The organism is Gimesia sp. (assembly GCF_048262075.1).
Taxonomy (GTDB): Bacteria; Planctomycetota; Planctomycetia; order Planctomycetales; family Planctomycetaceae; genus Gimesia.
Map to the genome: position 1 here is coordinate 94,270 of NZ_JBLXFK010000002.1, position 24,935 is coordinate 119,204.

Below are 24,935 nucleotides of genomic sequence, written 5' to 3' on the forward strand. Positions count from 1 at the left end.
ACCTGAACGCGATCCGCAGGCCTCCCGTGAAATCACTTCAGGCCTGCGGTTTTAATCCGTTTCTGCCAGTCCGAATGCTTCGCTTTATACTCCTGAAACGCCTGGTATTCGCTGGCAACAATCTGGCCATCCTTGCTGGTATCAATGATCTCGAACAGCCACTCATAAGGCGATTTTTTCTCACTCCATTCAGTCTGGGATACCGTACCGTTGTTATCCGTATCACATTCCCGGAGCAGCCCCGCCATCGAATAGCGATCTGCTGCCTTCCCCATCCCCGAATCAGGCCGATCCATCGCGGGATCCCATACCAGTTTCTGCCCGGCCCGCTCCAGGGCCTGTCGATAGGCTTTCGCATCGATGTCCTGCACGGCACAGTTTTCCGCCAGAGCCTGGCAAGCCGCGATCCCCGCCGACTCGCCGCAGATCATAAATACCGGCTCCATCCTGGCCGAAGCGTACCCCAGGTGCGTCGCCGAAAAACAGACCGGTACCAGCAGGTTCGTGCATTCTTCCTGCTTCGGCGTGATCGCCCGATAAGCAATCGGGTAGGGCTGATTCGTCGGCCCCTTGGAACCGCCGACAAACATCTTGCCTTCCAGTCCGACCATGGTTTGCCCCTTCTCCTGCAACCAGATCCGCCGAACCGGGTACACGTCAATCCCATACTGTGCCAGACAGATCGGGTCCTCGATCTCTGTCTTGTTATAGACATCGTGTGCCGTCACAGTGTATCGCCCCGCCAGGCGTCTTGACACACGCACATACAACTGATGCGGCCAGCCGGCCGTCTCTGGGTGAGGGCGTTTATCCAGTCCAAGTTCGGCCACTTCCTGACGATAAAACTCAGGCACACGGGCATCGGAACTCATGAAATGATGCAAGCCGCTCAAATAGTCCCGGTGCGCCTGCCAGATCTTTACGTGTGCCGCGACATCACCGTCGGCATAAAACCGGCTGATGCCCACCGGCGACATCGAAATCAGCGAGCTCCGCTGATAATTCCACTCGCCCGAATTCTTCCAGCCCGGAAAGATCCCGATCAGCCGTTGCCGCAGGTCCTTCTCCCGGGGATGCTGCTGTTTCAGATATTCCACATATCGGCCGACGAGTTCATAATCTTCCGCCCGGTAATCCTTAGGCACACCAAACGGAGCCCGATGTGCGGGATCGCTGGTCGTGTAATACCGAAAATTGTACGCCTGCGTGTAATCGTCCGCCGCCCCCAACGGCTTCCCATGATCTTTTTCCACGCCACAGAGCAGGCCGCTATTCGGATCGCCGGGCGTCTGAAACGGATCCACGGGAGTCAACCCCACTGGGGGCTGCACACCGGCGAATTCCTCGCCAAACTCTTCCACCGATTCCCGTCCGACGCGATACGAGACGCCCGCTTTCGCCAGCAGATCCCCTTCGTAACTGGCATCAATATAGACCCTCGCTGCGACACGTAACGCCTCGCGGGCTTCGGGTTCCACGACAGGCGTCCCCAGTTCGTCAAAGGGAGCTCGGTCAAACAGAGCCGCTTGAATCGCTGTTTTGTCTCCCGCCTGCTGCGTACAACCGGCTATACGATGATTGAAGATCACCCTGATTTTGTGCTCCGCGAGCAGTTTCTGAAAATCTTCGCGAATTCTCTTCGGGCTGATCTCCGCCAGCACGCGGCGGTTCTCAGTTCGATCTCCAGTCCAGTTCGGCTGCCCCAGGCTTTTCAACAGCCCCCGGGTCATCCCCCCGGTCGCCGCATAGTTGGGACAGTCCTGCATCGGCTTGAGCCCCGATCCCAGAATGCCCCCCACCCAGCGGCTCGGCTCCACAATCACAGCCGACCGCCCCGCACGCTGCACCGCGACCGCCGCCAGAATCCCCGAGGGAGTCGCCCCGTAAATACAGACATCCGCTTCCACTGTTTCAGGCTGTGCAACAGCAGTATTTGTTCCGGAAAAGGCGACCAGACTCAGGATCGACAGAATAATACATTGTCGCTGGCAGAAAATATTCATGATGGCAGACCAGATTTGCAGGATCAGTTTGAGCAGGAGTAAACAATCCTTATGGTTTACCGTCGGACGCCGAACGAAGCAACACCATGCTTAAGGTTCTTGAGAAATCGAAACCTGGTTCAATCCTCATCTCCCCCTGTATCCTGCTGGTCCTGATCCCCCAGAGCCTTCCATAAAGCCTCATGCAATAACTCGGCATTCCGGGCCTCTGTGCTCCAGGCAGGGGACTGATGCAGTCGCTCCTTGGCTTCTGCCAGCGAGAGTCCCCGCCCGGCGCGCAGAGCCTTGATCGCCTCAATTGGCCCCGCTCCCGCGCGTTGCAGCTTCTCGAGAGCCGCTTCCGTTGAAGAACTCTCACGCGCGATCTGCTCATACATAGTCAGTCCTCCGTAGAGAGTATCTGGAACAAATCCGATCAACAAAACAGACAATGCCCGCCCAGCAGACAGTCGATCCCGTCCGTCGCCAGATGCCACAGACAGCCCACCGCGACCGCCCGCCAGCGCCAGGAGGGAATACAGAGTAGTGCCGCATAGACGGCCGCCGCCCACCAGGTATGCAGCGGATGAAACCCCAGGCTGCAGCGGTGCGGATCGAAGATCGGATCAGCCAGCAGGTGATCGACGTCGATCAGCATCGTCGCCAGCATAATCAACCCCGCCTGCACCCAGTGTTCCTTCCAGAACAGGCGCGCAATCAGAAAGGGGATGAGCAGGTGACACGAGTAATGAATCAGATGCCGCACGACATCCGGAACAGCTTCCATGAGCGCGGTAAATCCTTCGACCTTTAAACAACGACAACTTCGAAGTCGTTATCATATTAGGGTACGAGGATTGGTTCAATCATCCAGTTTCCGGAAAAGCCGGTTGGCTTGGGTCTGATCCCGGGCAGACCAATACGGGAACGACTTCCCTCGGTGCTGTCATCATAGCTGACATAGACGCCTTTCGTTCGTCCCGCGCGAAAATCGACGGCGATCCAGGCATCTGCGGGCACGGTAACCGGTTTCGGGAATTTGATCTCCACCCATTGCTCGGCTCCCCGTTCAAACAGCGCATACGGAGCCATCTCTGTGGCGACGACCTCGGTCAGGTCCTGATTCAGAACGTAGATCAGAAAACGTTCCTGCGGGGGTTTTGCCGTGCCATAACGCGAGCCATGAATGCGAATCCCACTTAGCTCCCGCTGTTCGGCAGGCAGATTCAGTTGAATCATTTCACCGGAGCCACCAAGACTTTTTTTACCAGCCGCTTTTGTTTCCGCTTGTGCAGTTGTGGAAGAAAGCGAAAGACTTAATCCGATCCACAAAATAAGTGAGAACTTTAAAGCACGTGTTCGATTCATCGCATTGATCCTTCGAAAAAGAATTCAGCTTCCAGCAGGGAGATGTTTCTGCAGCAATTCGTTGACCACTGCTTTCTGCTCCGGTGGTACGGGCAGGGGAATCCCCGCCCCCTTGAAAAACGTTTTCCCGGACTGCAGCATCAATTGTGTATTCTCAGTACCCGTCCAGCAGTAACCGGTAATATCTTTCCACTTCAACAGAGTGGCATGATGCCAGATTCCGTTTTCAACGATTTGCAACCGGCCTGATGAAATGATGAAAGTCGTCACGGGAATGAAGAGGAGGAATACTCCCATGATTGTTCCCCGACCATTTTCAGACATGTCAAAGAGACTCAGCACAGCAGCTGGTAACAACAGTATCGCCAGCAAGATCGAAGCAGGCTCGACTCGTGGTCGCCCAAAATCAAGCAGTGTCGATCCACAGTCCCTGAGTGACCTGATCCAGGAGATCAGAAACCAGAAAAAACAGGGATAGCCAATTATGATTCCTGAATAGATAATTCCATCACCAAAGCGGATCTGAAAAATATACGAAATGAGAAATGCCAGAGTGCTTTGAACCACAACGATTCCGATCAGAATCAGGGGAACGGTTTTCCCGTTTTCCCACTTCCCCTGGCTTTTATTGATCTTCATTTTCATGAAATCACTCTCATTACAAGCTGGAATTATCAAGAATATCAACACCAGACTGTGTTCAGTTTGACTGTCGCGTCTCCTGGAGTTTTTTTTCGACCAAGTATCACATATTTGAGAGACGTTATGGTTAAACGTGATGCCCGCCAGACCCGAAACCTGAACATATCATCAAGATACCAGACTCATTCAACCTGTCAATTAAATAATGAGAATGACTCGGGACAGCCGCATTCCCTGTTACTTCTAAAGTGATCAATGCCTTCAGTAAGATCAGTTCTGAAACAGGTTGTTCTCAGTCTGATCGAAATACCATGCATGGTATAAAAAAACCTATCAAAACTTGATGTGCCTCGATCTCACAAGTGTCGATGGTTAATCTCGCAACGTAATTTCGAATAGTTGGCATCTCAGAAAGTTTCCGCCTGAAGTGAATCATGGTTTGGAAAGAGAAACAGTTAACATTTAAAACAGGATATGGATGATACCAGACAACATGTCGTAGGAGAAAAACCCTACACTTCAACAAGGCAATTCCCTCATTTCAGATTAAACAATTACAGGTGTTTCCCGCGTCCATTCTGCATCGCCTCCAAAACTTCATTCTAGAGGTAATCGAGAAGAAGTTTAAATCATCATAATTAGATTTAGTGTCTCCTATTTTTGACTTATTCGTATTGAATTTGTCTTGAAATGTGCCGTCCCCTTAACGAATGACGATGAAGTTTTTTAGTGCGATAATTGTTATCTTCACCACAGACATTCAAGGAGAATGTTCACATTAAGTCATTTATACACCATGCGCTCATCGTAGATGATGAACCGTCTTTAAGACAACTCCTGGCGCGTGCTTTAACGCAAGTTGGCTTTCACTGTGATACCGCTGAAGATGGTGCGTCAGCGCTGCTTTTCTGTGAACAACATGATTACGACCTGGTCATCACAGATCTAAAAATGCCAGAAACGAATGGGCATGCCTTCTGTATTCAACTACTGGGCAATCAGAAGAAAACACCACTGATTTGTGTGCTGACTGGTATCGCAGAACCCCGCATTGAACAAGACCTGAAGAAACGGGGGATTACGCATCTCTACCATAAACCAATTGATTACAAAACGTTTTCTCAGGACATGCTGCGTTTCCTGAAAGAAAAATCAGATGCCGCTCCACAGGAAACGGCTGTAGAGACTCCGTCCTCACCCCCTTCAACAGCCTCATCCAGTTCCAAAAATAACGTCGTGATTCTCAGTCCGGATACGACCTTCTGCCGCAACGTATCACTGGCAGCCGCCGGTAGCCCACTCAATGTCATCATTGCCCTCAGTACAGACCACTTGCTGGAAATTGTAAACGAAAAAAGAATCGATCTGCTGATTGTCGATCAGGAAATATCCGGTTTTCTGCGAGGGAATCAAATCGTAGAACGGCTTCACTCAGATTTAATTAATATACCCGCATTCTTACGAGGAGATAAAGCAGCACTCAACCGACTGAATATCGAAGAGTGTGAGGGAGTTGAGAAATTAATGGAGCTCGATACTGATGAAAAAGATCTCCTGAATATGGCGTACGCCTATCTATCTCGCTTATCTCAACATTGCCTGGTAATCGATCCTGCAGCCCGCAGGCTGGTGACTGAGTTTAGTGATGTACCTCCTATTCCACACGTTCTTACCAGGCTTGCAGAACACGCGACACAATCGACGCTTGACATTTCGATCCCCCAGCTTGTGAGTGAGATTGAGACTGATCCGCGTCTCACTTCCGAACTTATTAAGGTCGCTAACTCATCTCAAGTCGCGTCAACCTCCAAACAGAAAGATCTCAAAGGGATCATTACTCTACTGGGGCCTCGACAGGCAATTTCCATCTGCCTCTCGTTAGGATTAAGAACAGTGCGTTCAAAACTGATGATGCCTTGGGCAGACGACTTTCGAAACTGGTATTTGAAAAGGACTTCACTCATCGCAGCAACTGCAGAGTCGATTGCACGCTTTTACGAAAATGTCCCGCCCGAAACGGCATATTTACTGGGAATTATACAGGACATTGGGATTCTCGTGCAGGCTGAACATTATGGAGAAGTCTACTTTGAGAGAGTCATTAAACGAGTGCGAAAAATACCGACTTTGCAATTTACGACTTCGGAAAATCTGGTCACAAACACAGACCATGGAATGGTATCTGCGGCTGTCTTGCAATCCTGGGGATTTCCCTTTTCGATCGTACAACCCGTCTATGCTCATCATCTTCAGGATGATGATATTAAGTTGCCGATTATGTCGCAGGGCCTGGTACGCTGTATGCGCCTTGCGGAAGCATTTGCCGAGATGTGTGACCAACCTGTCCCACAGCGGATTCTTAAATTGAATAATCTGCTGGCAGAATATTATCAGAAAAGCAGAATGGAAGCGCAAGACGTATTTCTGACTGCCATCGAAAAAACAAACCAGATGACTGATATTCTACGAACGCCTCCCCTGGAACCCAGCGAACTGGAAGCAATCGTTAATCAACTCCAGCAGAGTGATCAACAACCGGTATGAGTACATTCACAAATAATTCGATTAATATCAACACCCTCACCCAGGTGATTGAAAAAACGGTCAATGCGGTTGTCATTACTGACGTCAACTGTCAGATCACCTGGGTAAATCAAAGCTTTGAGCGAACGACTGGTTACAGTTTTGCCGAGGTTCAAGGTAAACATCCTGGTCGTTTGCTACAAGGTCCGGAAACAGACCAGGAAGACGTAGACAGTATGAGAAAGGCCATTGCCAGCAATGAACCATTCTCAAAAGCCGTATTAAATTATACAAAAACCGGCCAGAAGTATTGGAACTATATTGAATGTCAGCCGCTCTACGAGAACGAAATCCTGACCGGCTATATGGCGATTCTGACTGATGTGACATCAAGTGTGGAATTTCAGAACAAATTGATTGAAGCCAATAACCGGGCCATCGAAAACTCGGAGCGTCTCTTACTCGCATTTGCGGGTGGTCAGGTTGGAAGTTGGGACTGGAGTCCTGCCGAAGATAAGCTTGTTTTCGATAAAAGCTGGGGAAATCTGGTAGGAGCAGAATTTGAAACCCTCGAGCATAATCTGGAGTCCTGGGTAAAACGTATACATCCTGAAGATGTCAATCAGTTTACACAGCAACTGGCAGCGGTCACAATTGACAAGCTGGATTATTTTATTTCGGAGCATCGTATTTTATGCGACCACGATCAGTATCGCTGGACGATGGCGCGGGGGCAGGTTGTTGCGCGGGATGGAGTTGGTAACCCGACACGGGTGGTAGGAGTACACCTTGATATCTCCCGGCAGAAGCGAACCCAGCAACTTCTCGATTCTCAAAACACCCTCTTGCGTACGATTTTAAATGTCATTCCCTTTTCTGTTTCCTGGAAAGACTCTGACTTACGCTTTCTTGGTTGTAATGATAATTTCCTGGAGTTTTCTGGATATAACCATCCCAAACTCATTTTGGGAAAAACGGACGCTGAGCTGAAACCTTCCACCCATCACGGTGAACAACAACTTAAAGATGAACTCAAAGTCATAGCGACCGGAAACCCATTGATGCACCAGATCGAAACCCGGGACTCGGCTAGTGGTGATCAGAAAATCCTGGACACGAACAAGGTGCCACTTCAGCTGCATGATGATGAGACTGGTATACTCGAAGTCTCCATTGACATCACAGAACTGGAAATGGCACGTGAATCCCTGCGTCTGAAAGAACTGGAACTGCGTCGTCGTGGACGGATGCAGGCGGTTGGAGAACTGGCAGGGGGAGGGGCTCATGAATTCAACAATTTATTGCAAGCAATTCGCGGTTATGTCTGTTTCGCACAAGATGAGGTAACACCTCAATCAGCCGCGTATTCCGATCTTTCAGAGAGTCTCATTGCCATCGATCGAGCAGTACAGCTAACTCAGCAATTATTACGCTTCAGTCGTATCGATGATATCACGAAAGAAAAATGCGAACCTCAAAATGTGATTGAAGACTTACAGATTTTACTCCGACCATTATTGCCGGATCATATCAAACTGAAATTTGAGTTAGCCAGCTCTTTACCACCGATCTTGGCCAATCCGGTAATCCTGGGGCAGGCATTGTTGAATTTGTGTATGAATGCTCGTGATGCCATGCCGGCAGGGGGCACTATTACGGTCGGAACACGATTGATCACTTCAGATAATGACAGTTGTAAAATCGGCTTTTATGTCATCGATACGGGGACCGGAATACCAGAAGATATTCAAGACCGTGTTTTCGATCCTTTTTTTACGACAAAAGAAGTCGGGCAGGGAACCGGGTTGGGACTTTCCATGGTGTACTCTGCCGCTGATGAACATGATGGTCAGGTTGAATTCGAAACAACGATTGGCAATGGAACCCGGTTCGAAATAGTGATTCCCCAGTTTTTTCAGAAAACCGATTCGAACCAGGATCAGAATACGAATGACACTGATTTATCACTTGAAAAAGATAAGTCTGAAAACAGCAAAACAATTCTGGTTGCCGAAGACGATTCCATCGTGATGCTGGTCACAGTTCGCATGCTGCAAAATCTGGGATACCAGGTGATCTCAGTGCACAATGGGCGTGAAGCTGTAGAAATGTACCGGCGGGAACGACATAACATCCAGGGGTTGGTTTTTGATATTTCGATGCCTACGATGACGGGTTCCGAAGCATACGACATTATCTGTAAAATGGGAACGCCGCCTCCTGTTCTGTTTTGCACAGGAGACAGCACTCCAGAGCTTAAACACGTCAACCTCGCGGCAGAAGGCTATCGGTTTATTACCAAACCATTCGATCAAAATACCCTGCAGAAGCTGATGGATGAACTGTTTACCGACGCCATACAAAGCAGCTAAACTATCTTCAGCTTTACTTTAGCGGCTCCAGGGCAGTCTGGCCCGAGGATATTAGATTGAGAGACGCTATCCTTAAATTATGATACGTTCTAAAACGCATCACAATTTTGCAGTTCAATGACAGGATTCCCCCCACTCGTGAATCAGTTTGCTCTATGCAGTCATCGATCTTGAAGTAGGAAACTCGAATGCTTCGCTAATCAATACCACTCCAGTAATATCTCACGCGGCCCGTCTCTGGATTGAAATAGAGATCTTCCGACTCCCACCCAAAGGACATGGAAAAAAGGCGCCGATAGTGCTCGGACCTCCCCACATCCGCTTGTCTCTGCAGACCGCGTTGCAATATCCGGTCAACAGTTTCGCGATCGCCTATAAAAGCAATGGTAATTTTGCCTCCATCCCCCAAAATCCAGACCGATGACTCCAGTTCCATGACCTCTGCAGCCGGATCAAAGCCGAAAGTGCGTTCAAAAACAGCCACAGGACGTGACAGTATAAAATGAAACATGACCAGACAAAGGCAATACATGGCAAATGAGCCGATCAGCCATCGCCGTTTGTGTCGAACTCCTGCCAGGTACAAGCCCCCAAACACAATTGCCGCGATCACGGCAAATGTCCCCATGAATAACACAAGCAGAAAAAGGGCGTTTAATACAACCATCATGCTTCCAAATCAGACAGTAACCGTGAACAGTGTAACAATTAAGCGGTATCCTGATTTGATCTCTCTTGCAGAGCCGGCCACTCCGCGAATGCCAGAAAGAACAACAGTCCGATATTCAGAACGGGAAACAAGATCAGCAGACTGATGCAGCCGAAATAACTGGATCGTAAAAAAGCAGCGATCATGAGAGTCCTAACTTAAAATAATAGATTACAAGCCATCATAAGTCCCCGATATTTGAAATCAAGCATTTGTTGAGATCTGCAATGACGGTGTGCTTCCCAGTTAAAATAGACATTCACTGTTACATCAGGCTATGATCCACAGCGCATCGTTTTGCTCAAGGAGAACAACCCATTCCACTCACCCCTTTTCATTTCAGCCCCGGACTGCTGACCAAAGTCTTTGGACCTCGTTCGTTCTGGCTAACGTCCTTCATGGCCGCGAACGTCCTGATCGACGTGGAAGTGTTGTATTATCTGAGCAGGGATGAACCGCCGCTCCATCGATACCTGCATACTTATCTGGGCGGCAGCATGGCCGGGCTCAGTGCTGGCCTGATCATGTGGTGCATTGTACTGATCGTCGCCCGACTGATACCCGCGGGTTCACGCTGGAAAGCACGATTGGAGCAGACACCAAAGACCCGGCTGCTCAATCAGTCGCTGCTGGCGGGATTCCTTGGGGGAGTCTCTCATGTTTTTCTCGACAGTCTGATGCATGACGACATGCATCCGTTCTGGCCATTCGTTACCGGCAATACACTGGCAGGCATCGTCAGTGTTTCGGCCCTGCATATCGGGCTGGGGCTGCTCGGCCTGTTCTCGCTCCTTCTCTGGTTGCTGCTGCGAGAATCGTAAGTGGAAATCATCAGTTTCGCGTCAGACTCAATCGGTATTTTCAGAAATCCGCCACAAGACGCCTGATGGATCGATCAGAATGAAATCCCGCATTTTCCAGGGGCGCTGCTCCGGTTCGGTCACTTTCACGTTGTACTTCTCTGCGATCTTTTGTTTCTGCACGTGTTCCCACCAGGGACCCACACTTTTGGCTGAGAGGTGCATCATGAAATTTTCCGCCAGCGATTTTTCATAGAAATTCTGTAACAGAAATGTGCAGTCCCCAAAATGGAGATAGGCCAGTTCCTCCGACGTCCAGGGGATCTGAAAGCCGAGATCTTGGTAGAAACGCTGGGAAAGTGCAAAGTCTTTCGCAGGCACAAAGGCTTTCAGTTCGATGGTTTCCAGTTGTTCCATGATTGCCCCACCTATTCGATAATTTAATGATGTTTGAACTGTGTTAATGCATCAGCGAAACATGTTCACAAATTAAGAAGCAGGTGGCTCAGGCAGAGGGACCTTCGCTTCAGTCAATACGCGATTGAATGCAGCAACCGGTGCATCGGTCGGGTTGAATCCCTCTCGTTGTTCGTTGTCCGAGTACCTGATTGCCCGGTAACATTCAAAGCAGATCACGAAATCATGTTGCTGTTCTTTATATTTGACCCGAATGCCATGACGTGGTGCAAAACAGAGAGCAGCCATACCCGGATTGGCCGCTATACTGGCTTCAAGTGACTGCAGCAGATTTTCCCTGGTCGTTACATCAGTGATCTGTGTGGACCCCAGAATCTTCCAGCCATGAAATCTGCTTGTGTTATCGAGATTCTCTTCTATACCGGGATCGAGTGAAAACAGTTCCCACTCAGGTGCTTCCTGTAATACAGCCGCTGCTTCTTTCGGCAGTTTGGCACCCGATGGCTCCAGCGGTGGCCGGTCAGAAGTGCACCCCATCAAAAGTAATAAAAGTATCAGGGATAAGACTCGCATCGGCTGCGCATCGCGAATCATGAGGGTTCATACCCGGGCATGATTTTGACAACGAAGACCGCTTTGCCATGTTCTTCGTGACTCCAGCGAAACATTTCGGTCAGACACGACATCAGCTGCTCGTACTCGCCGATCACCACTGTCGAAGTCGGTCCCGGAATCACCTGTAGATCCGGGTAATAGCTCAATTTGGCAATAAAGGCTTTGATCAGTTCCTTATAATTTTCCAGAAACGGATACATACTGATTTCAGCGGTACTGATCATGGGAAACCTTTCTGAGTTTATTGAATTCACAAAGCAGAGCAGGGCACTACTTTGAAATTCAGCAGTTGGGACCTTGAGTACACCTGATAGTAGCAGACAATACCGGACTGTCAATCTGTTGAATGGATCTCGGTTTTCCGGAATGGCCACTGTTACTCAGGTGACATTGCGAACTCCACCGTCACCTCTGCAGAAATCGTAATTTGACCGGGTGACGAGAGAATCTGGAGCGTTTTTTTATTCTTTCCTTTTTCTTTCTGCAGCTTGACCAGCATTAACTTTGGTTCAACCGGCTGAGCAGGTTTCTGATCGGGCTGAGGTTGCAACTGCTCCATTTTGACCATTGCGCCACCAAACCCGACGGCGTTCCAGTTTGATTCAATGCCCTCTTCGATTCGCAAGGGGGATCCCAGTTTCATATTCGTTAATTCGGTCAGATGGACTGCCTTTTCGCGGGCATAGGTCATCGCCAGTTTGCGTGCTTCGAACTGATACTTCCGCTGATTACTCACGCGAAAATGTAAACGGCTTACATCATTCAAGCCCGCTTCAATGACATCTGATATCAATGGTTCGATGTATTTGAAGTTGGTCAAACGCACTCGGATCGAACGGACAAATTCATAAGCGAGAGGGGTTTCTGATCGATTATCATACTGGCCGTAATCCGGATCGACTTTCAGATCAGTGAGTTTTACATCCTCAGCCGGAATCATATAGCGGGGAAACACCTGCATTACGGCTGTGGTGATCTCGTCATTATCGCGTTTGGCAATTGAAAGATGTTTGTCACGCGTATGGGCTGACAGATAGAGAACAACTTCATCGGGTACCACTTGAATCTCGCTCTTCGCCGATACGGTAATCGATGGTTGCTCAGCAGCTTCCACGATTGAACAACTTAACAGAATTAAGACAGCTAACCAAATTCTCATAACAATTTTCCCCCTGGCTATAACTCAGAATACACGTCCTGGAAACCTCAATCATTATGCAGAATACTCAACCATCCCTGACTGTCAATCAGATAAAGTGGATGACTCAATATCTGGCCAAAGGAATAGCACAGAAAACAGGATATTACAGGTAAAATGAAATTCGTCTGGAATCACCGCACTGATGTTGTTACTTTAAGCAGAGCGGGCACGCAATAGGGGAATTTCTAATGAAAGTCACCACCGTTGCATTCATCGCCGTGATTATTATTCAGGCGATCCAATCTACACTATCCAGTCAGGAATTGAGGCACTGGAAACAGCACTGCTACCAGTACGGCTATGCTGACGCCCATACCGATCACTCTGGTAGAGTCATCGATTATCAGTTGATTCCCAGGCCTGGTCGAAACGGGATACGATCAGCGGCACTGACACGACGTCCCCACTTTATCGAAATTGTCCCAGATGATCCTGATTATGGTGACGAGATTGAAGACTACATACCCTAAACGATTTTGAATCGTTGACTATTAGGGATACGGAACGGCAGATGCGACCTGAAGCAAAGGCGTTCCGCGGGAATTCCCAGGGAATATGGGTCTACGCAAAAAGAAAACCCCTTTAAAAGAGACAGGCGGGAACATCAACTGATATTCCCGCCTGACATAGTTTTATGAGTTAAAAGTGGGCACGGGCGGGATCGAACCGCCGACACCAGGATTTTCAGTCCTGTGCTCTACCAACTGAGCTACATGCCCTTCGTTTCCGTATGAGAGATAAGGCGTTAACCCCCTATGCAATCATTGCTTAATGGAAGCGAGATGGAAATATAAGCCATTCCCCTCTGAGTTTCAAGCAAAACCACCACTTCCTCGTCAGGATTCATGAGTTTTCCTGTTTCCTGCTCTGTTCTGCTGCAAATACTGGTAAATCCACTGTTTAAGCTGTGCGGAATCTGTCTGTTATAACGATCAAAACCGCTTAGATCTGACCATCAAACACATCTGATGACAAATCGATCTCATCTTTTCCGGGGGTGGGCAAGGCCTGATCGATTTCCAAGTCACTTTCATTCAGATCGATAATACTGTCCGGATTCATGGGATCTACTTTTTTTCCATCGGAAGTCTGAATCACTTGAACAATCGGGCTGGTATAAAAGTCTTTATTTCGGCGAATGACACGGGCGGCACTTCTATCGGTGAGAATCACAAAACTACCAACGGGGAACAGTGAGAGTAAATTCAACAGCGCTCGCATGGGGGCCTGGTCAATCGTTTTATCATTTGTCAGTCGCAACAGATATTCCATAGCCGCATAAGGCATCAGGGCAGGGCGGTCTTCCCTTGAGCTCGTAAGAGAAACATAGGAATGCGCGACATTCAGAATGCGGGCAAACATGTGAATCATTTTATTTGATCGCTGTCGTGGATAACCCAGACCATTAGGCTGCTCGTGCACCTGGTAACAGACGACCGGCACAATACTGGGAATTCCTGCGACATTTTCCAGCATTTCCAGTGAGAAAATCGGATGTTTCTGCATCTCCATACGCTCCAGGGGACTCAGTTGGCGACGTCCTTTGCCGATTTTCTCCTGAACTCGAACCATCCCCCAGTCATGGACCAGACCACATAAACCAATGTTGCGAACATTGTTCTCATCAAGATTGAGTTCGGTGCCAATGGCCATTCCCAGTAATGACATCTGCAGACAATGCTGCGAGAGTGATTCGTCTTTACCAGCTTCGGCCGCGGCCGAGATCACACTGTCTGCATCAGAAGTCAGCTGTGTCAGATAGCTGGCCGCCATCCCGGTAATTTCTGCTCCACTGGGAGGTTTACCAGTGAGGGCACCACGCATCATTCCATCCAGGGACTCACCAAATTGCTGCTGCTGTTCAAATAACTTTTCGCGGTGAGCGGCATCGTACCCCTTACATCCATGCATCACCATTGAATCCCGGACTGCCGGCCCAGTGTTGGCGACGAACATTGAACCCGATTCAATTAACCGGTCCAGTTTCTGGGTCAATTCCGTTGAAAAGATTCCCTGGTTTCCTTCCTCCAGCATGGAATCTGCAGCCAGTCCTCCCAGGCTGACAGAGGCGGCATCGTCACTGTGAATCTCAACCTGAGGCATTTTCCGCTCACGCAATAACTGCTTGAACCGTGAATTTACCACTGAATCAGCAGCCAGCAGCAACACGCCGTTCTGATCATAGATCGGATGATTAATTCTACGACCCACGATCAGATCTTCGACGCGTATGGATACGGTATCCTGAAGATCGATCTGAGATTCATCGGACAGATCTGTTTGTTCTTTTATTTCTGTAGTCATTTTCACAACCTGATGAGGCGATCGGAACTAACACAATTGCCGATTCAAAACAGCGGATTATCAATAGAACACTTAATCTCTTGTAAAGATATTACTCACTGTAAGCCTAGTTTGAAAAACACGAAAACATCGTTGAGGAGGGATTTGCGATACAAAATTCTGATACGGAATGTGCCGGTTACTTCCAATATACCGATCAGGTAATATCTAAAGGAGGGGTTTCTCTGACGCAGAATAGTATCTAAGAAACTAGCGTGTTTTACTGAGCTGTTTCAGCACTTCTGCTTCACTATTTTGAACAGTGGGCAGAAAGCCACGCAAGGGGAGTGGCGTTCCATCGTAGCGGTACATCGAACCGGGAAAATGGATCCCGGTGATACCTGTTGGAAGGAATACCTCAGGCTGAAAGTCCTGAATCAAAGCGGGACCGATCTGGATCGCAGGGAGATCATCCAGACACTTGATTGCCTGCTCTGATAATCCTGCCAGTGGGTTCCCTCCCGCTAGAATGCACAAATCCACTTCCGACTGCTCCAGCAAGCGGCTGGCGAGATACTCGCCGGGTGAATAGCGGGGAAATCCGGTGGAAAAATTAACAGCAGCCGCGTACCCGGTCTGCCAGGCCAGAACATGCTCTGCCCCCTTGGTCTCGTTGGCATCGGGTACGGTGAGAGCATGACAGCGACGTTCGCTCTGAATTTCTTTGATCAGCAGCGAAAGCGCCTCCAGTTTACGATGCGCCAAGGGGCCCTGTTTAAATTCCGGCCCGGTAAAAAAAACGATGTACTTACTTCGTGTTAGTTGTGAAACCAATGATTTCAGTTTCGACTCCGTAATCCCCACTGCTTCTTTTCCGGCAAGGTCCGTACCTTGCATTAGCGCACGCAGTTGCCAGATGACTTCGATCTCCCGTTGTGGTTCGATTTTGACATACTCATCTGCCAACTCAGCTTCGCGCGAGCATTCTTCCCCCATCACGATGATTTTACGAGGGATATCCGGGGAATTTGCAACCAGGCTCTGTCTGTGATGCGTATTGGACAGGAGATCTGCAGCTCCCCAGTAAATAATCAGATCAGCCCGGCTGCGCACTTCGCCGAGAGTGCAGGTAGCCTCTCCCACCTGTTGCAGAGCTCTCGTCACCGCCGATGCACCAGTATCAATGGTGGCTCCGATTTGATCTGCCAAGGCAACAGCAGCGCGCTGGGCATCGGTAGAGGACTGAGATAAACCGGTGACAAGTGGTGCCTGTGCCTGTTGAATCAGTTCGACAGCCCGTCCGATGGCCTCGTTTTGAGAAACAGGCATTCCATGAATCTGTGGAGTCAGTTGATCTGTAGTCGCTGCGCGTTCAAACCAGCCCCGCCCCTGAGAGCAGGTGGTTTGAACTTCCTGAATCTGCTGACCGTCACTCGTCACCTGAATATCATCGCATGCGCAATAACATCCGGCACAAGTCACATCTTTAATCAGTGTATTCACAAACGGTCTCCGCAACGTTCACTTTGCTGAATTCAAAGTGCTGTCTCCTCAGATTAGCTGAGTTGCTCTTTCAGTTCTGTTAACAACGAAACAGCTTTACCAATATCTGCTTTCTGCTGTTCGCGATCTTCGGGGATTTCTCGTTCAATTGTCAGCGGCCCGGTATATCCAATGTCATCCAGAGTCCGCAGGTAGGTTCCCATGCCGACATCGCCTTCTCCAAGAGGTACTTCCGCTCCCCAGTCAATTCCGCGTTTGCCCTCGGCTGCCCAGGTCGCATCTTTACAATGGACACTGCCCACCAGATGTCCAACTCGTTTCAGGGCAGCGATTGGATCACCTGTTCCATACAGGATCATGTTAGCCGGGTCGAAATTGATCTTCAGATTATCTCGACCTACATCACTGATAAAATCGAGCAGGTGGTCTGCTGATTCCTGTCCCGTTTCCAGATTCAGGTTCTGTCCATTCACTTTCACATGATCCAGCAGACCCTGTGTGACCTTGACCAGCTCTTTATAATCTTCTGACTCACGATCTTCTGGGACAAAGCCAATATGCAGCGCGACGGTATCGCATCCGAGTAATCTGGTAAAATCGGAGATCTCTTTCATTTCCTCAACACGGGCGGCCCGTGTTTCTGCGGGAACGAGTCCAACCGTCTGTTTTGTGGTGGGGATATCGGCATAGCTTTCGCCATCGAATCCGCCAAAGACGCAGGTCAGCTTGATCCCGGCGGCATTGCAGCGTTCCAGGAATTCCTGAGCCACCTCGGGGGTTCTCGTCTGTTTGTGAGGTGCATGGATCTGAATGGTGGGAATTCCCAATTCCTGAACCACGTCAAAATGCACTCCTAATCCTGCATCAACCGAAGCGAATACACCAATAGGCCATTTTTCCATTTTCTGACTCCACAATTTGAACGTTTATGATTCTTTTGTTGTTCCATTTTTCAATGACGTAACCACCCCGTCGGTCGGGCAGAGGCACTTTCATCATAAGGAGATACCAGCAGATTCACAAACGAGGACTCTGATTTCTTTACAAATTAAAGAAACAGTTGCACGAATCCGTGATTGCGGTTTCCCCGGCTATTGTTTCCAGACAAACACCTCTTATAATGAACTCTTCTTGCAAAGCACGCAAAGAATGCCAGCTCGGAAAACATAAGGGAAACGCTCATGATCGACATCAAAAAAATCCTGATTCCAACAGACTTCAGTGAGACCTCTCAGGCTGCGACTCAATATGCAGTGGAACTTGCGAAAAAGTTCGGTGCCCAGTTGCATCTGCTGCACGTCATTGAAGACCCTGTGGTCTATATGCCTATGTTTGAAAGCTATGCACTGCCCCCCAAAGAAGACTTTGAAAACTTCGCCAAAACTCGACTGGATAACTGGATCCTGGATGAGGACAAAGCAGGGCTGGAAATCTCAACTCACTGGATACACGGAAATCCATTCGTTGATATCCTGAAATACTCCAAGCGGGAAGAGATCGATCTCATTGTAGTGGGCACACACGGCCGTTCTTTCACCGCGCATCTGCTGCTGGGCAGTGTCGCAGAGAAAGTAGTTCGCAAGGCATCCTGCCCGGTTTTGACAGTTCGCCCCAAAGGTCACCAGTTTATTCATCCGATATCTGAAGATGAATAACCATTCGCATCTGTCTGCATCCTGATCTCTGACTCAGCTCTCTACCAATGGGGTAGGCGATAAAACGGGATAATTCTATTCGTGATTGGCGACTCATCACATTCGGCAGAAAGCCGCATTCCATTCTATGGGAAGCTGTTCAGCCTGATCGCATTTGTGATCATACTGAATCTGCCTACGCCTGCAGACATGACATCTTCAGCGCAACGTCTGGCCGCGGTGACTGCCTTGATGGCGATTCTTTGGATGACACAAGCCATTCCCATCGCCGCGACCAGCCTGATTCCCCTGGTCGCGTTTCCCATTTTCGGCATTCAGGATCCGAAAACAGTCAGTCAGTCCTATATTAATGAAAACATCTTCCTGTATATGGGGGGATTCATCATTGCGCTGGGAATTGAAAAATGGGGTGTGCATCGGCGTATCGCGTTAAATACGATTCGTGTTATCGGCAGTAGTCCACGTCGTGTCGTGCTCGGCTTCTTATTTGCAACCGCTTTTCTTTCGATGTGGATCAGCAATACCGCATCCACACTACTGATGCTGCCAATCGGCATGGCGATTATCGGTTCAATTTCCGAGTTGGCCATGTTTGAATCCGAGGAAGACTCCTCAAAAGCGATTCGTCACTTCTCCGTCGCCTTGCTGCTGGGCATTGCTTATTCCGCAAGTATTGGCGGAGTGACAACACTCATCGGAACGCCAACGAATATCGCGTTTCAGTCGATCTGGACTTCCCAGTTCCCTGCTGGCCCTCAATTGTCAGCCGGGGAATGGATGATCATGGTCGTCCCGTTTGGGATTACCTTTCTGCTGTTGACCTGGATTGTACTCTGCTGGAATATGCCAAAGTTGGCGAGTTCAAAAGAATCATCCAAGGCGATTATCAACGATCATGTCAGAAAACTGGGAAAGCCGACCCGACCGGAAATCCTGATGTTGCTGGTTTTTGTTATCACAGCCGTGTTATGGATTACTCGGAAACCACTCACTTTTGGAGAAGATTTCGTTCTGCTGTCTGGCTGGGAAACACTGCCAATTCATTTCCTGACCAAGTGGGGTGTTTCCGTAGATTCCGCATCAGGCTGGGTACACGACTCCACAGTGGCAATGGGAATGGCCTTACTTATGTTTGCGATCCCGGCTCAGAGATCGGAGCAGGGGGAAACCCAATACCTGATGGACTGGGAGACTGCAGAACGGCTTCCCTGGGGAGTGCTGCTGCTGATTGGGGGCGGATTCGCGATCGCCAGTGCGTTTAGCAGCACCGAACTTTCCGACTGGGTTGGACAGGTATTTTCACAATTCATCGCAGGCTGGCCTCCCTGGGCACTCATATTTGCCGCATGCCTGATGCTGACATTTCTGACCGAATTCACATCCAATATTGCCACCGTGAATACGGTACTGCCCATTATGGCGGCAACGGCAGTCAGTCTTGGCATCGACCCGCGACTGATCATGATTCCCGCTGCGATTTCAGCGAGTTGCGCTTTCACAATGCCGATTGCCACGCCTCCCAATGCCATTGTGTTCGCGTCGGGAAAAATCAAAATGTCGGACATGCTCAAATACGGTATCATCCTCAACCTGATAGGGGTCTTTCTGCTGACCGCATTCATGTGGTTCTATTTTGTGCCCCAACTGGGGATCGAGTTTGGCACCGTTCCCGAATGGGTTCATCAGGATTAACCCTGAAGCAATTGATTATTTGCCGATGCAGAATTTGCTGAAGATGCGATCCAGAATATCATCCGTATAAACCTGACCGACGATCTGCCCCAGATGCTGCAGGGCTTCGCGAATCTCGATGGCGACCAGTTCTTCACCCACCTGTAACTGCGCTGCTTCTTCAGCCGCCTGCAATGCCAGTCCCGCCTGACGCAGACTATCCCGACAGCGGGAGGCCGTTGAACCGATCAACTGGCGACTGCCTCGTCGGGATTCATTCAACCGTGAGAGTACCGCATTCTTGAGATCATCCAGTCCTGTTTCTTCCGCCACGCTCAACGCCACATCATATATATGGTCTTCATTCAGAGCAGGGGAGAGATCGCTTTTCGTCAGTACGGTGATTACATTCTGTGATTCCGCAAGTTGCGCGCGCTGCGACTGATCAACACTTCTTAATTCGGGACGCAAGTCAGCAGCGGTGCACCAGATGACCAGGTCTGCCTGTGCCATCTTCTGCTGGCGAAACTGTTGGGCCGAGACTGAAATTTCATGCACGCCCGCTTCCAGTCCCGCGGTATCGATCAGTTGAACCGGCTGTCCACTCCAGTTGAGGGAGGTCACCAGATAATCACGGGTGGTCCCTTCCACGTCGGATACAAGCGCCGCCTGTTTGTCTCCGACCAGCGCGTTATACAGAGTGCTCTTGCCCGCATTCGGCAGACCAGCCAGTACGATTGACAGACTGCCCGTTGATTCCATCCGTTCCGAGGAGTCAAGATACAGTTGCTCACAGAACTCGCGAATCTTATGCAATCGGTTGACCAGCGTTTCACGATCAATAAATTCAATATCTTCTTCCACAAAATCCAGCCCCGCTTCCAGCTCGGACAGCAATTCCAGCAGTTCCACCCGTGCGGCGCCGATCCTGGTGGAGACGCCTCCTGCCAGTTGACTGAGTGCCAGATCCAGTTCTTCATGATCGTACGCATCGATCACTCCCAGCACGGCCTCTGCCTGAACCAGGTCCACTCGTCCCGCCAGAAATGCACGCAGCGTAAACTCGCCGGGTCGCGCCATCCGGGCACCGTGCGCTGCCAGATTTTCGATGGCTGACTCCAGCAGTGGAGGCGAACTGATGGTATGAAATTCTGCCAGAGGCTGCCCGGTGAAACTACGAGCAGTCGGCCAGTAATAGAGCGCCCCCGGTAACCGGGACCGACTGCCTGCCAGTTTGATAGTGCCAGGATAACGTGTCGGCAATCGGGTATTCTGCCATTGACCTGCAGAGTCAAAACAGTGTTGCAGGCAGGGAAGAATATCGGTGCCGCTGATTCGAATCAGGCCTGCTGCAGCACTACCCGGTGCAGAGGCTAACGCAACAATGGTATCGTCAAATTGCAGATTCATACAGAATCTCGTAGTGAAACATTAAGGGAGGCAGGTCTGCTCCCTGATTCCAGAATCAGGCTATCGGCGTTTTTTAGACTTTTTCCCCGGTCCACGGTCTTTAGAATTCTGCTGTTTCCGCTCATTCAATGCGGCCTGCTCCTGTGCCTGATCCGCGATTTCCTGGAGACGGGCAAACCAACCTTTTTTGGCGGGTGGCTCATTATCCTCAGTCTTGTTTTTTCTGTTCTGAGTTTTTTTCGATTTGGCTTCGACTTCGATCACGTTGGGATCGGTTCCCACAACCGTGGCTGGACGTCGTTTGGACTGGTAGTCCAATAACTTTCGCTCACAGATACCCCACAGGCTGGATGCGATGAAGTACACACATAGACCAGCGGGAACATGATAGAACATGAATCCCATACCAATCATCATGTAGTTCATGATCTTGTGCTGCAGTTCCTGATCTTTATCGGTTGGTGGTGGCATGAACAGTTTCTGCTGCATCACAAACAACCCCACAGTGACAATGGGCAGCAGGTTGAACTGGTTCCCCAGGAAGGGAATGGCAAACGGAAGCTGAAACAAGGCATCGGGTGCAGCCAGGTTGTCGACCCACAGGAAGGGGGTGCCACGCAGCTGAACGGCATTATTTAACGCCGTATATAATCCGAAGAAAATCGGCAACTGCATAAAGATAGGCAGACAGCCGGCCAATGGGTTGTAGTTGTTCTTACTGAACAACTCCATTTGTGCCCGACCAAGTTTCTCTTTATCATCCGCATATTTCTTTTTGAGTTCAGCAATCTGTGGCTGCAGCTCTTTCATCTTCTGCGCACCCACGGCCTGTTTTCGAGACAGGGGATACAAGCTGCCACGTACGAGGATCGTGAGACCAATAATGGCAACCCCATAGGACAAACCAAAACCATGCAGGGTGGTCAGCAGCCAGAGCATCAGCTTGGCAACCGGCCCGAAAATACCCAGGTCCATAATTTCGGTTGCGTTGAGTGGCGGCCCCAGCAAGGATTCCCGTTTTGGTCCGGTATACATCGCATAGCTGTGTGTGATGTCAGCACCCGGTGCCAGATCCAGATCTTTGGAATTGACTTTGACCGTAATCCGGCTCTGTGTTTCCAGCCTCAAATCACGCTGGATCAGAACCGGCTCGATGCTGGCAGAATAGTTGGACTCCATCTCGCCATTAATGAGCTGGGGATCGTAGTTTTTTCCATCAGGAGTCAAGAGGGCAGCGAAGTATTGAATATCCACACCGGCAAATTGAAACGCCCGACTGTACTTCTCCACCTGTTGTGCGTTGAGCTGTTCTATGATTTCAGGCGCAGTGAAAATCTTGGTATCAACGCTCTTGTCATCCTGCAGAAAGCCGATGCGCAGATCACGAAACTTGCGTGTGTTTTCTGCATTTTCCAGTGGAATCCCGATCGGCCCCAGCAGTTGATAATCCAGTTTCTGTAGCGCCTGACTGTGGTTGATCACTTTGATATCAAAGTGGACCATGTACCCCGCCTGGTCGGTGTCTCGAAACTCACGAAACTCAGAAGAATCCTTACCCTCTGGAACCGGATATTTCTTGAGTTCGTATTTCTTCTGTACTTCAATACTGCCATCCGGAGCCATCAGGCTCAGACGAACGGCTTGAACGATTTTGGCATCATCCGGATCCTTTACCAGTTCCAGAACCTTCCAGTCGGCTGAGTGACAGTCTGTGTTTAAAGCGGCCAGCTTCGCATCCAGCTGTTCCACATCCAGGTCCAGGCTGCGCTTGTAGTCTTTGCCGGCTTCAAATTGATCCAGAATTTTTAACGGTTGTTTGGGATTATTCAGATCCCGGTACAGGGGATCATTCAAATGTGCCTCGACCAGAGATGCGCCCTGGGTCGAAATTTTCGTCTGCAGGAAATAGCCCGAATCAGGGTCCAGCGATCCCAGTAGTATTGTGCGACGAGGATTCTTCAGCAGCTCAGCTTTGGGGGGAGCCGGCTTTACCTCCGCTCCTTTATCTGCCCCGGGGAGATCCGGTTTTTTCGCCACTAGCGGCGCATCACCAGGCGGAGCATCTTTAAGATCATTCTCGACTGCTGCGTTTTGCGCTGCGGGTTGAGGGGGAGCAATTTTGGGGAAGATAAACAGCTGCCAGACAAATAACATTGATGCTGACAGTGTGACGAATAGTAAGAGACGTTTTTGTTCCATTGTTATCGACCATCCCGCAGGCGGTCGCCTAAGAAGTTGTCTAAATCTGAAATTTCGTAAATCTTTTCAGCGGTCGTATTAAAGTCATATTCGACGCGGCAGAAGCTGACTTTCTCATCATCAATGATCACATAAGAAGATCGATTATCTGCATCACGTGGCTGACCGACCGAGCCCACATTCACCAGAAATTTTTCCTGGCCAAAGGGGTAAACGTAATCTATTTCATCCGGAGCAAGAAAATTCATACTTTCTGTGAAAACTCCGGGAATATGGGTATGCCCCTGGAAGCAGTACTGGTCGACCAGACCAAAAATTCGCTCCATTTTACGTTGATTGTAGATGTCTTCCGGAAACACGTATTCGTTCAACGGATTCCGTGCAGAACCATGCACAAACAGCATTTTCTCTTCGCGGATCATCCGCGGCAGTTCGCCTAGAAAATCCCAGCGATCCTGATTCTTTGAGGCATCGCCTGTTTCCAGCATGCGACGCGTCCAGAAGATGGCCCGTTCAGCGCCTGCATTGAAACCTTCCGGGTCAAACAATGCTGCCTGATCATGGTTACCGAGTAATGACTTCTGGCAGCGTTTTCTGACAAGATCGATACACTCGCGCGGATTCGGGCCGTAGCCGATAATATCGCCCAGGCAATAAATCTCACTGATCTCACGGCTGTCAATGTCTGCCAGAACAGCTTCCAGCGCTTCGAGATTACCGTGAATATCACTTATTATCGCTCTTAACAACGGACAACTCCCACTTTCTTGACCGGGTCCGCACCTGACGGGGGGCCTTCCTCGGCTGTTATCTTTTGAGGAGCCTGATACGAGAGGCTATCTTCAGGAAATTAATACCCTGTATATCGGAAAGATCGACTGGTCACTCGCCACGACAATACAGACCATTGCCGTACCAACTACGAATTGAATTCGTGTCCTCTGAAGTCAGTTGGAATGGTTACAGAACCAGACAAATGTTGAAACTGTTCACGCCACGACCACCCGACCTGCCTACTGACAGTCTGGATTCTTTCCACGTAAGGCCCAATAGTAGCAGTACAAGCGCACCATCTCAAGGCTGTGTTTACAGTTATCATTCGTTCTCAATCGGTATTTCTTAGTTAGAAGAGCCTGGTTGATACGGAACTTCATGGCCATTTCCCGGATTTCACAATGAAAACCGGGAAAAACTCCTTTTCGTAGCATTTTGCATTCATCAGACACCGCCTTGATTTAATCTAAAGCAGGTAAAACTGGTAAACACGTGAATTTGCCTGTGAATCTATCAGTTATACACAAACCGCTATCTGCAGGGATTCTGTGGATTACAGGCCGGTGTAATGCGCTGTTGATAGCACTCTCAAATCGAAATGATCGTTTCAATCCTCATGCGCGGTATTCTAGCAAAGCCGGATAGTGCACATTACACCATACTCACGAACGCAGTGTCTGATAATTTCTACAAGACTGATTCTGGAAAACAACAGAGAGTCACTGGCAGATGTTGCCTGATTGAAACCTGTGATCTATGTTTGAATATCCCTTCATTATGTTTGACTCCCAGTTTCATCATCAGGTGATTT

The 24,935-nt window shown here is 49.4% G+C and carries 22 protein-coding genes and 1 tRNA gene; 6 read left to right on the forward strand and 17 right to left on the reverse strand.

All coding sequences use genetic code 11. The annotated features are described in order from the left end of the window. Positions 1–32: 32 nt before the first annotated feature. The 5 genes from ACN0YH_RS04070 to ACN0YH_RS04090 form a co-directional block, all read right to left on the reverse strand. A complete protein-coding gene (locus tag ACN0YH_RS04070; protein ID WP_417378282.1) occupies positions 33–2,003 on the reverse strand; it encodes an FAD-dependent oxidoreductase in 1,971 nt (656 codons plus the stop codon). Positions 2,004–2,122: 119 nt separating this feature from the next. After that, positions 2,123–2,380, reverse strand: a complete 258-nt coding sequence (locus ACN0YH_RS04075) for a hypothetical protein (protein WP_417378283.1) — start codon at positions 2,378–2,380, stop codon at positions 2,123–2,125. A gap of 38 nt (positions 2,381–2,418) precedes the next feature. Continuing rightward, positions 2,419–2,769: a DUF6122 family protein gene (locus tag ACN0YH_RS04080; protein WP_417378284.1), complete on the reverse strand. Its 351-nt coding sequence runs from the start codon at positions 2,767–2,769 to the stop codon at positions 2,419–2,421. 56 nt (positions 2,770–2,825) lie between these two features. Continuing rightward, complete coding sequence (locus ACN0YH_RS04085) at positions 2,826–3,350, reverse strand: hypothetical protein (protein WP_417378285.1); 525 nt, start codon at positions 3,348–3,350, stop codon at positions 2,826–2,828. 24 nt (positions 3,351–3,374) lie between these two features. Beyond that, positions 3,375–3,995: a DUF5673 domain-containing protein gene (locus ACN0YH_RS04090; RefSeq protein WP_417378286.1), complete on the reverse strand. Its 621-nt coding sequence runs from the start codon at positions 3,993–3,995 to the stop codon at positions 3,375–3,377. Between the two features lie 735 nt (positions 3,996–4,730). Between ACN0YH_RS04090 and ACN0YH_RS04095 the strand changes: the two genes are divergently transcribed. Beyond that, a complete protein-coding gene (locus ACN0YH_RS04095) occupies positions 4,731–6,536 on the forward strand; it encodes an HDOD domain-containing protein (protein WP_417378287.1) in 1,806 nt (601 codons plus the stop codon). Next, positions 6,533–8,887, forward strand: coding sequence for a PAS domain S-box protein (locus ACN0YH_RS04100; RefSeq protein WP_417378288.1), 2,355 nt, complete (start codon positions 6,533–6,535; stop codon positions 8,885–8,887). The genes ACN0YH_RS04095 and ACN0YH_RS04100 overlap by 4 nt, the downstream gene beginning before the upstream one ends. 196 nt (positions 8,888–9,083) lie before the next feature. Here the strand turns inward: ACN0YH_RS04100 and ACN0YH_RS04105 are convergent, their stop codons facing one another. Further along, positions 9,084–9,557, reverse strand: a complete 474-nt coding sequence (locus tag ACN0YH_RS04105) for a hypothetical protein (RefSeq protein ID WP_417378289.1) — start codon at positions 9,555–9,557, stop codon at positions 9,084–9,086. Positions 9,558–9,949: 392 nt separating this feature from the next. Between ACN0YH_RS04105 and ACN0YH_RS04110 the strand changes: the two genes are divergently transcribed. Beyond that, entirely contained in the window at positions 9,950–10,417 is a 468-nt protein-coding gene (locus tag ACN0YH_RS04110) for a DUF4184 family protein (RefSeq protein ID WP_417378925.1), read from the forward strand. Positions 10,418–10,444: 27 nt separating this feature from the next. On the opposite strand, the gene ACN0YH_RS04115 is transcribed toward ACN0YH_RS04110, so the two are convergent. The 4 genes from ACN0YH_RS04115 to ACN0YH_RS04130 all read right to left on the reverse strand — a co-directional run bounded on the left by ACN0YH_RS04115 (position 10,445) and on the right by ACN0YH_RS04130 (position 12,587). Next, positions 10,445–10,813, reverse strand: coding sequence for a VOC family protein (locus ACN0YH_RS04115; RefSeq protein WP_417378290.1), 369 nt, complete (start codon positions 10,811–10,813; stop codon positions 10,445–10,447). A 72-nt stretch (positions 10,814–10,885) separates the two neighbouring features. Next, positions 10,886–11,407, reverse strand: coding sequence for a hypothetical protein (locus ACN0YH_RS04120; protein ID WP_417378291.1), 522 nt, complete (start codon positions 11,405–11,407; stop codon positions 10,886–10,888). After that, on the reverse strand, positions 11,404–11,652 hold the full coding sequence (locus tag ACN0YH_RS04125; protein ID WP_417378292.1) for a histidine kinase: 249 nt from the start codon (positions 11,650–11,652) through the stop codon (positions 11,404–11,406). Before ACN0YH_RS04125 ends, ACN0YH_RS04120 begins: the two co-directional genes overlap by 4 nt. A 152-nt stretch (positions 11,653–11,804) precedes the next feature. After that, positions 11,805–12,587, reverse strand: a complete 783-nt coding sequence (locus tag ACN0YH_RS04130; protein WP_417378293.1) for an SIMPL domain-containing protein — start codon at positions 12,585–12,587, stop codon at positions 11,805–11,807. Between the two features lie 230 nt (positions 12,588–12,817). Between ACN0YH_RS04130 and ACN0YH_RS04135 the strand changes: the two genes are divergently transcribed. Next, positions 12,818–13,099: a hypothetical protein gene (locus tag ACN0YH_RS04135; protein WP_417378294.1), complete on the forward strand. Its 282-nt coding sequence runs from the start codon at positions 12,818–12,820 to the stop codon at positions 13,097–13,099. 176 nt (positions 13,100–13,275) lie between these two features. On the opposite strand, the gene ACN0YH_RS04140 is transcribed toward ACN0YH_RS04135, so the two are convergent. From ACN0YH_RS04140 to ACN0YH_RS04155, 4 genes are all read right to left on the reverse strand, one after another. Next, positions 13,276–13,348 (reverse strand) — tRNA-Phe (locus ACN0YH_RS04140). A gap of 223 nt (positions 13,349–13,571) precedes the next feature. Continuing rightward, positions 13,572–14,933 carry an HD-GYP domain-containing protein gene (locus tag ACN0YH_RS04145; protein ID WP_417378295.1) on the reverse strand — a complete coding sequence of 454 codons (1,362 nt, stop codon included), beginning with the start codon at positions 14,931–14,933 and terminating at the stop codon, positions 13,572–13,574. A gap of 249 nt (positions 14,934–15,182) precedes the next feature. Further along, positions 15,183–16,415, reverse strand: coding sequence for a hypothetical protein (locus ACN0YH_RS04150; RefSeq protein WP_417378296.1), 1,233 nt, complete (start codon positions 16,413–16,415; stop codon positions 15,183–15,185). Between the two features lie 53 nt (positions 16,416–16,468). Further along, positions 16,469–17,317 carry a sugar phosphate isomerase/epimerase family protein gene (locus ACN0YH_RS04155; protein ID WP_417378297.1) on the reverse strand — a complete coding sequence of 283 codons (849 nt, stop codon included), beginning with the start codon at positions 17,315–17,317 and terminating at the stop codon, positions 16,469–16,471. A 279-nt stretch (positions 17,318–17,596) separates the two neighbouring features. On the opposite strand from ACN0YH_RS04155, the gene ACN0YH_RS04160 reads away from it, so the two are divergent. Together ACN0YH_RS04160 and ACN0YH_RS04165 are read left to right on the forward strand one after the other, a co-directional pair. Further along, entirely contained in the window at positions 17,597–18,070 is a 474-nt protein-coding gene (locus ACN0YH_RS04160) for a universal stress protein (protein WP_417378298.1), read from the forward strand. Positions 18,071–18,151: 81 nt separating this feature from the next. Next, positions 18,152–19,762, forward strand: a complete 1,611-nt coding sequence (locus tag ACN0YH_RS04165; RefSeq protein WP_417378299.1) for an SLC13 family permease — start codon at positions 18,152–18,154, stop codon at positions 19,760–19,762. 15 nt (positions 19,763–19,777) lie between these two features. On the opposite strand, the gene ACN0YH_RS04170 is transcribed toward ACN0YH_RS04165, so the two are convergent. Genes ACN0YH_RS04170 through ACN0YH_RS04180 form a run of 3 tightly spaced genes read right to left on the reverse strand, consistent with a single transcriptional unit; the run spans position 19,778 to position 24,099 of the window. Continuing rightward, entirely contained in the window at positions 19,778–21,151 is a 1,374-nt protein-coding gene (locus ACN0YH_RS04170) for a tRNA modification GTPase (protein WP_417378300.1), read from the reverse strand. Between the two features lie 60 nt (positions 21,152–21,211). Beyond that, on the reverse strand, positions 21,212–23,350 hold the full coding sequence (gene yidC, locus ACN0YH_RS04175; RefSeq protein WP_417378301.1) for a membrane protein insertase YidC: 2,139 nt from the start codon (positions 23,348–23,350) through the stop codon (positions 21,212–21,214). Between the two features lie 2 nt (positions 23,351–23,352). Further along, positions 23,353–24,099 carry a metallophosphoesterase family protein gene (locus ACN0YH_RS04180; protein WP_417378302.1) on the reverse strand — a complete coding sequence of 249 codons (747 nt, stop codon included), beginning with the start codon at positions 24,097–24,099 and terminating at the stop codon, positions 23,353–23,355. Between the last annotated feature and the right edge of the window lie 836 nt (positions 24,100–24,935).

What these genes read in the sequence shown, in the direction of transcription:
- ACN0YH_RS04070 (WP_417378282.1), bottom strand. Translation starts at nt 2,003, where the DNA reads ATGAATATTTTCTGCCAGCGACAATGTATTATTCTGTCGATCCTGAGT.
- ACN0YH_RS04075 (WP_417378283.1), bottom strand. Translation starts at nt 2,380, where the DNA reads ATGTATGAGCAGATCGCGCGTGAGAGTTCTTCAACGGAAGCGGCTCTC.
- ACN0YH_RS04080 (WP_417378284.1), bottom strand. Translation starts at nt 2,769, where the DNA reads ATGGAAGCTGTTCCGGATGTCGTGCGGCATCTGATTCATTACTCGTGT.
- ACN0YH_RS04085 (WP_417378285.1), bottom strand. Translation starts at nt 3,350, where the DNA reads ATGAATCGAACACGTGCTTTAAAGTTCTCACTTATTTTGTGGATCGGA.
- ACN0YH_RS04090 (WP_417378286.1), bottom strand. Translation starts at nt 3,995, where the DNA reads ATGAAAATGAAGATCAATAAAAGCCAGGGGAAGTGGGAAAACGGGAAA.
- ACN0YH_RS04100 (WP_417378288.1), top strand. Translation starts at nt 6,533, where the DNA reads ATGAGTACATTCACAAATAATTCGATTAATATCAACACCCTCACCCAG.
- ACN0YH_RS04105 (WP_417378289.1), bottom strand. Translation starts at nt 9,557, where the DNA reads ATGATGGTTGTATTAAACGCCCTTTTTCTGCTTGTGTTATTCATGGGG.
- ACN0YH_RS04115 (WP_417378290.1), bottom strand. Translation starts at nt 10,813, where the DNA reads ATGGAACAACTGGAAACCATCGAACTGAAAGCCTTTGTGCCTGCGAAA.
- ACN0YH_RS04120 (WP_417378291.1), bottom strand. Translation starts at nt 11,407, where the DNA reads ATGATTCGCGATGCGCAGCCGATGCGAGTCTTATCCCTGATACTTTTA.
- ACN0YH_RS04125 (WP_417378292.1), bottom strand. Translation starts at nt 11,652, where the DNA reads ATGATCAGTACCGCTGAAATCAGTATGTATCCGTTTCTGGAAAATTAT.
- ACN0YH_RS04130 (WP_417378293.1), bottom strand. Translation starts at nt 12,587, where the DNA reads ATGAGAATTTGGTTAGCTGTCTTAATTCTGTTAAGTTGTTCAATCGTG.
- ACN0YH_RS04135 (WP_417378294.1), top strand. Translation starts at nt 12,818, where the DNA reads ATGAAAGTCACCACCGTTGCATTCATCGCCGTGATTATTATTCAGGCG.
- ACN0YH_RS04145 (WP_417378295.1), bottom strand. Translation starts at nt 14,933, where the DNA reads ATGACTACAGAAATAAAAGAACAAACAGATCTGTCCGATGAATCTCAG.
- ACN0YH_RS04155 (WP_417378297.1), bottom strand. Translation starts at nt 17,317, where the DNA reads ATGGAAAAATGGCCTATTGGTGTATTCGCTTCGGTTGATGCAGGATTA.
- ACN0YH_RS04160 (WP_417378298.1), top strand. Translation starts at nt 17,597, where the DNA reads ATGATCGACATCAAAAAAATCCTGATTCCAACAGACTTCAGTGAGACC.
- ACN0YH_RS04170 (WP_417378300.1), bottom strand. Translation starts at nt 21,151, where the DNA reads ATGAATCTGCAATTTGACGATACCATTGTTGCGTTAGCCTCTGCACCG.
- yidC (WP_417378301.1), bottom strand. Translation starts at nt 23,350, where the DNA reads ATGGAACAAAAACGTCTCTTACTATTCGTCACACTGTCAGCATCAATG.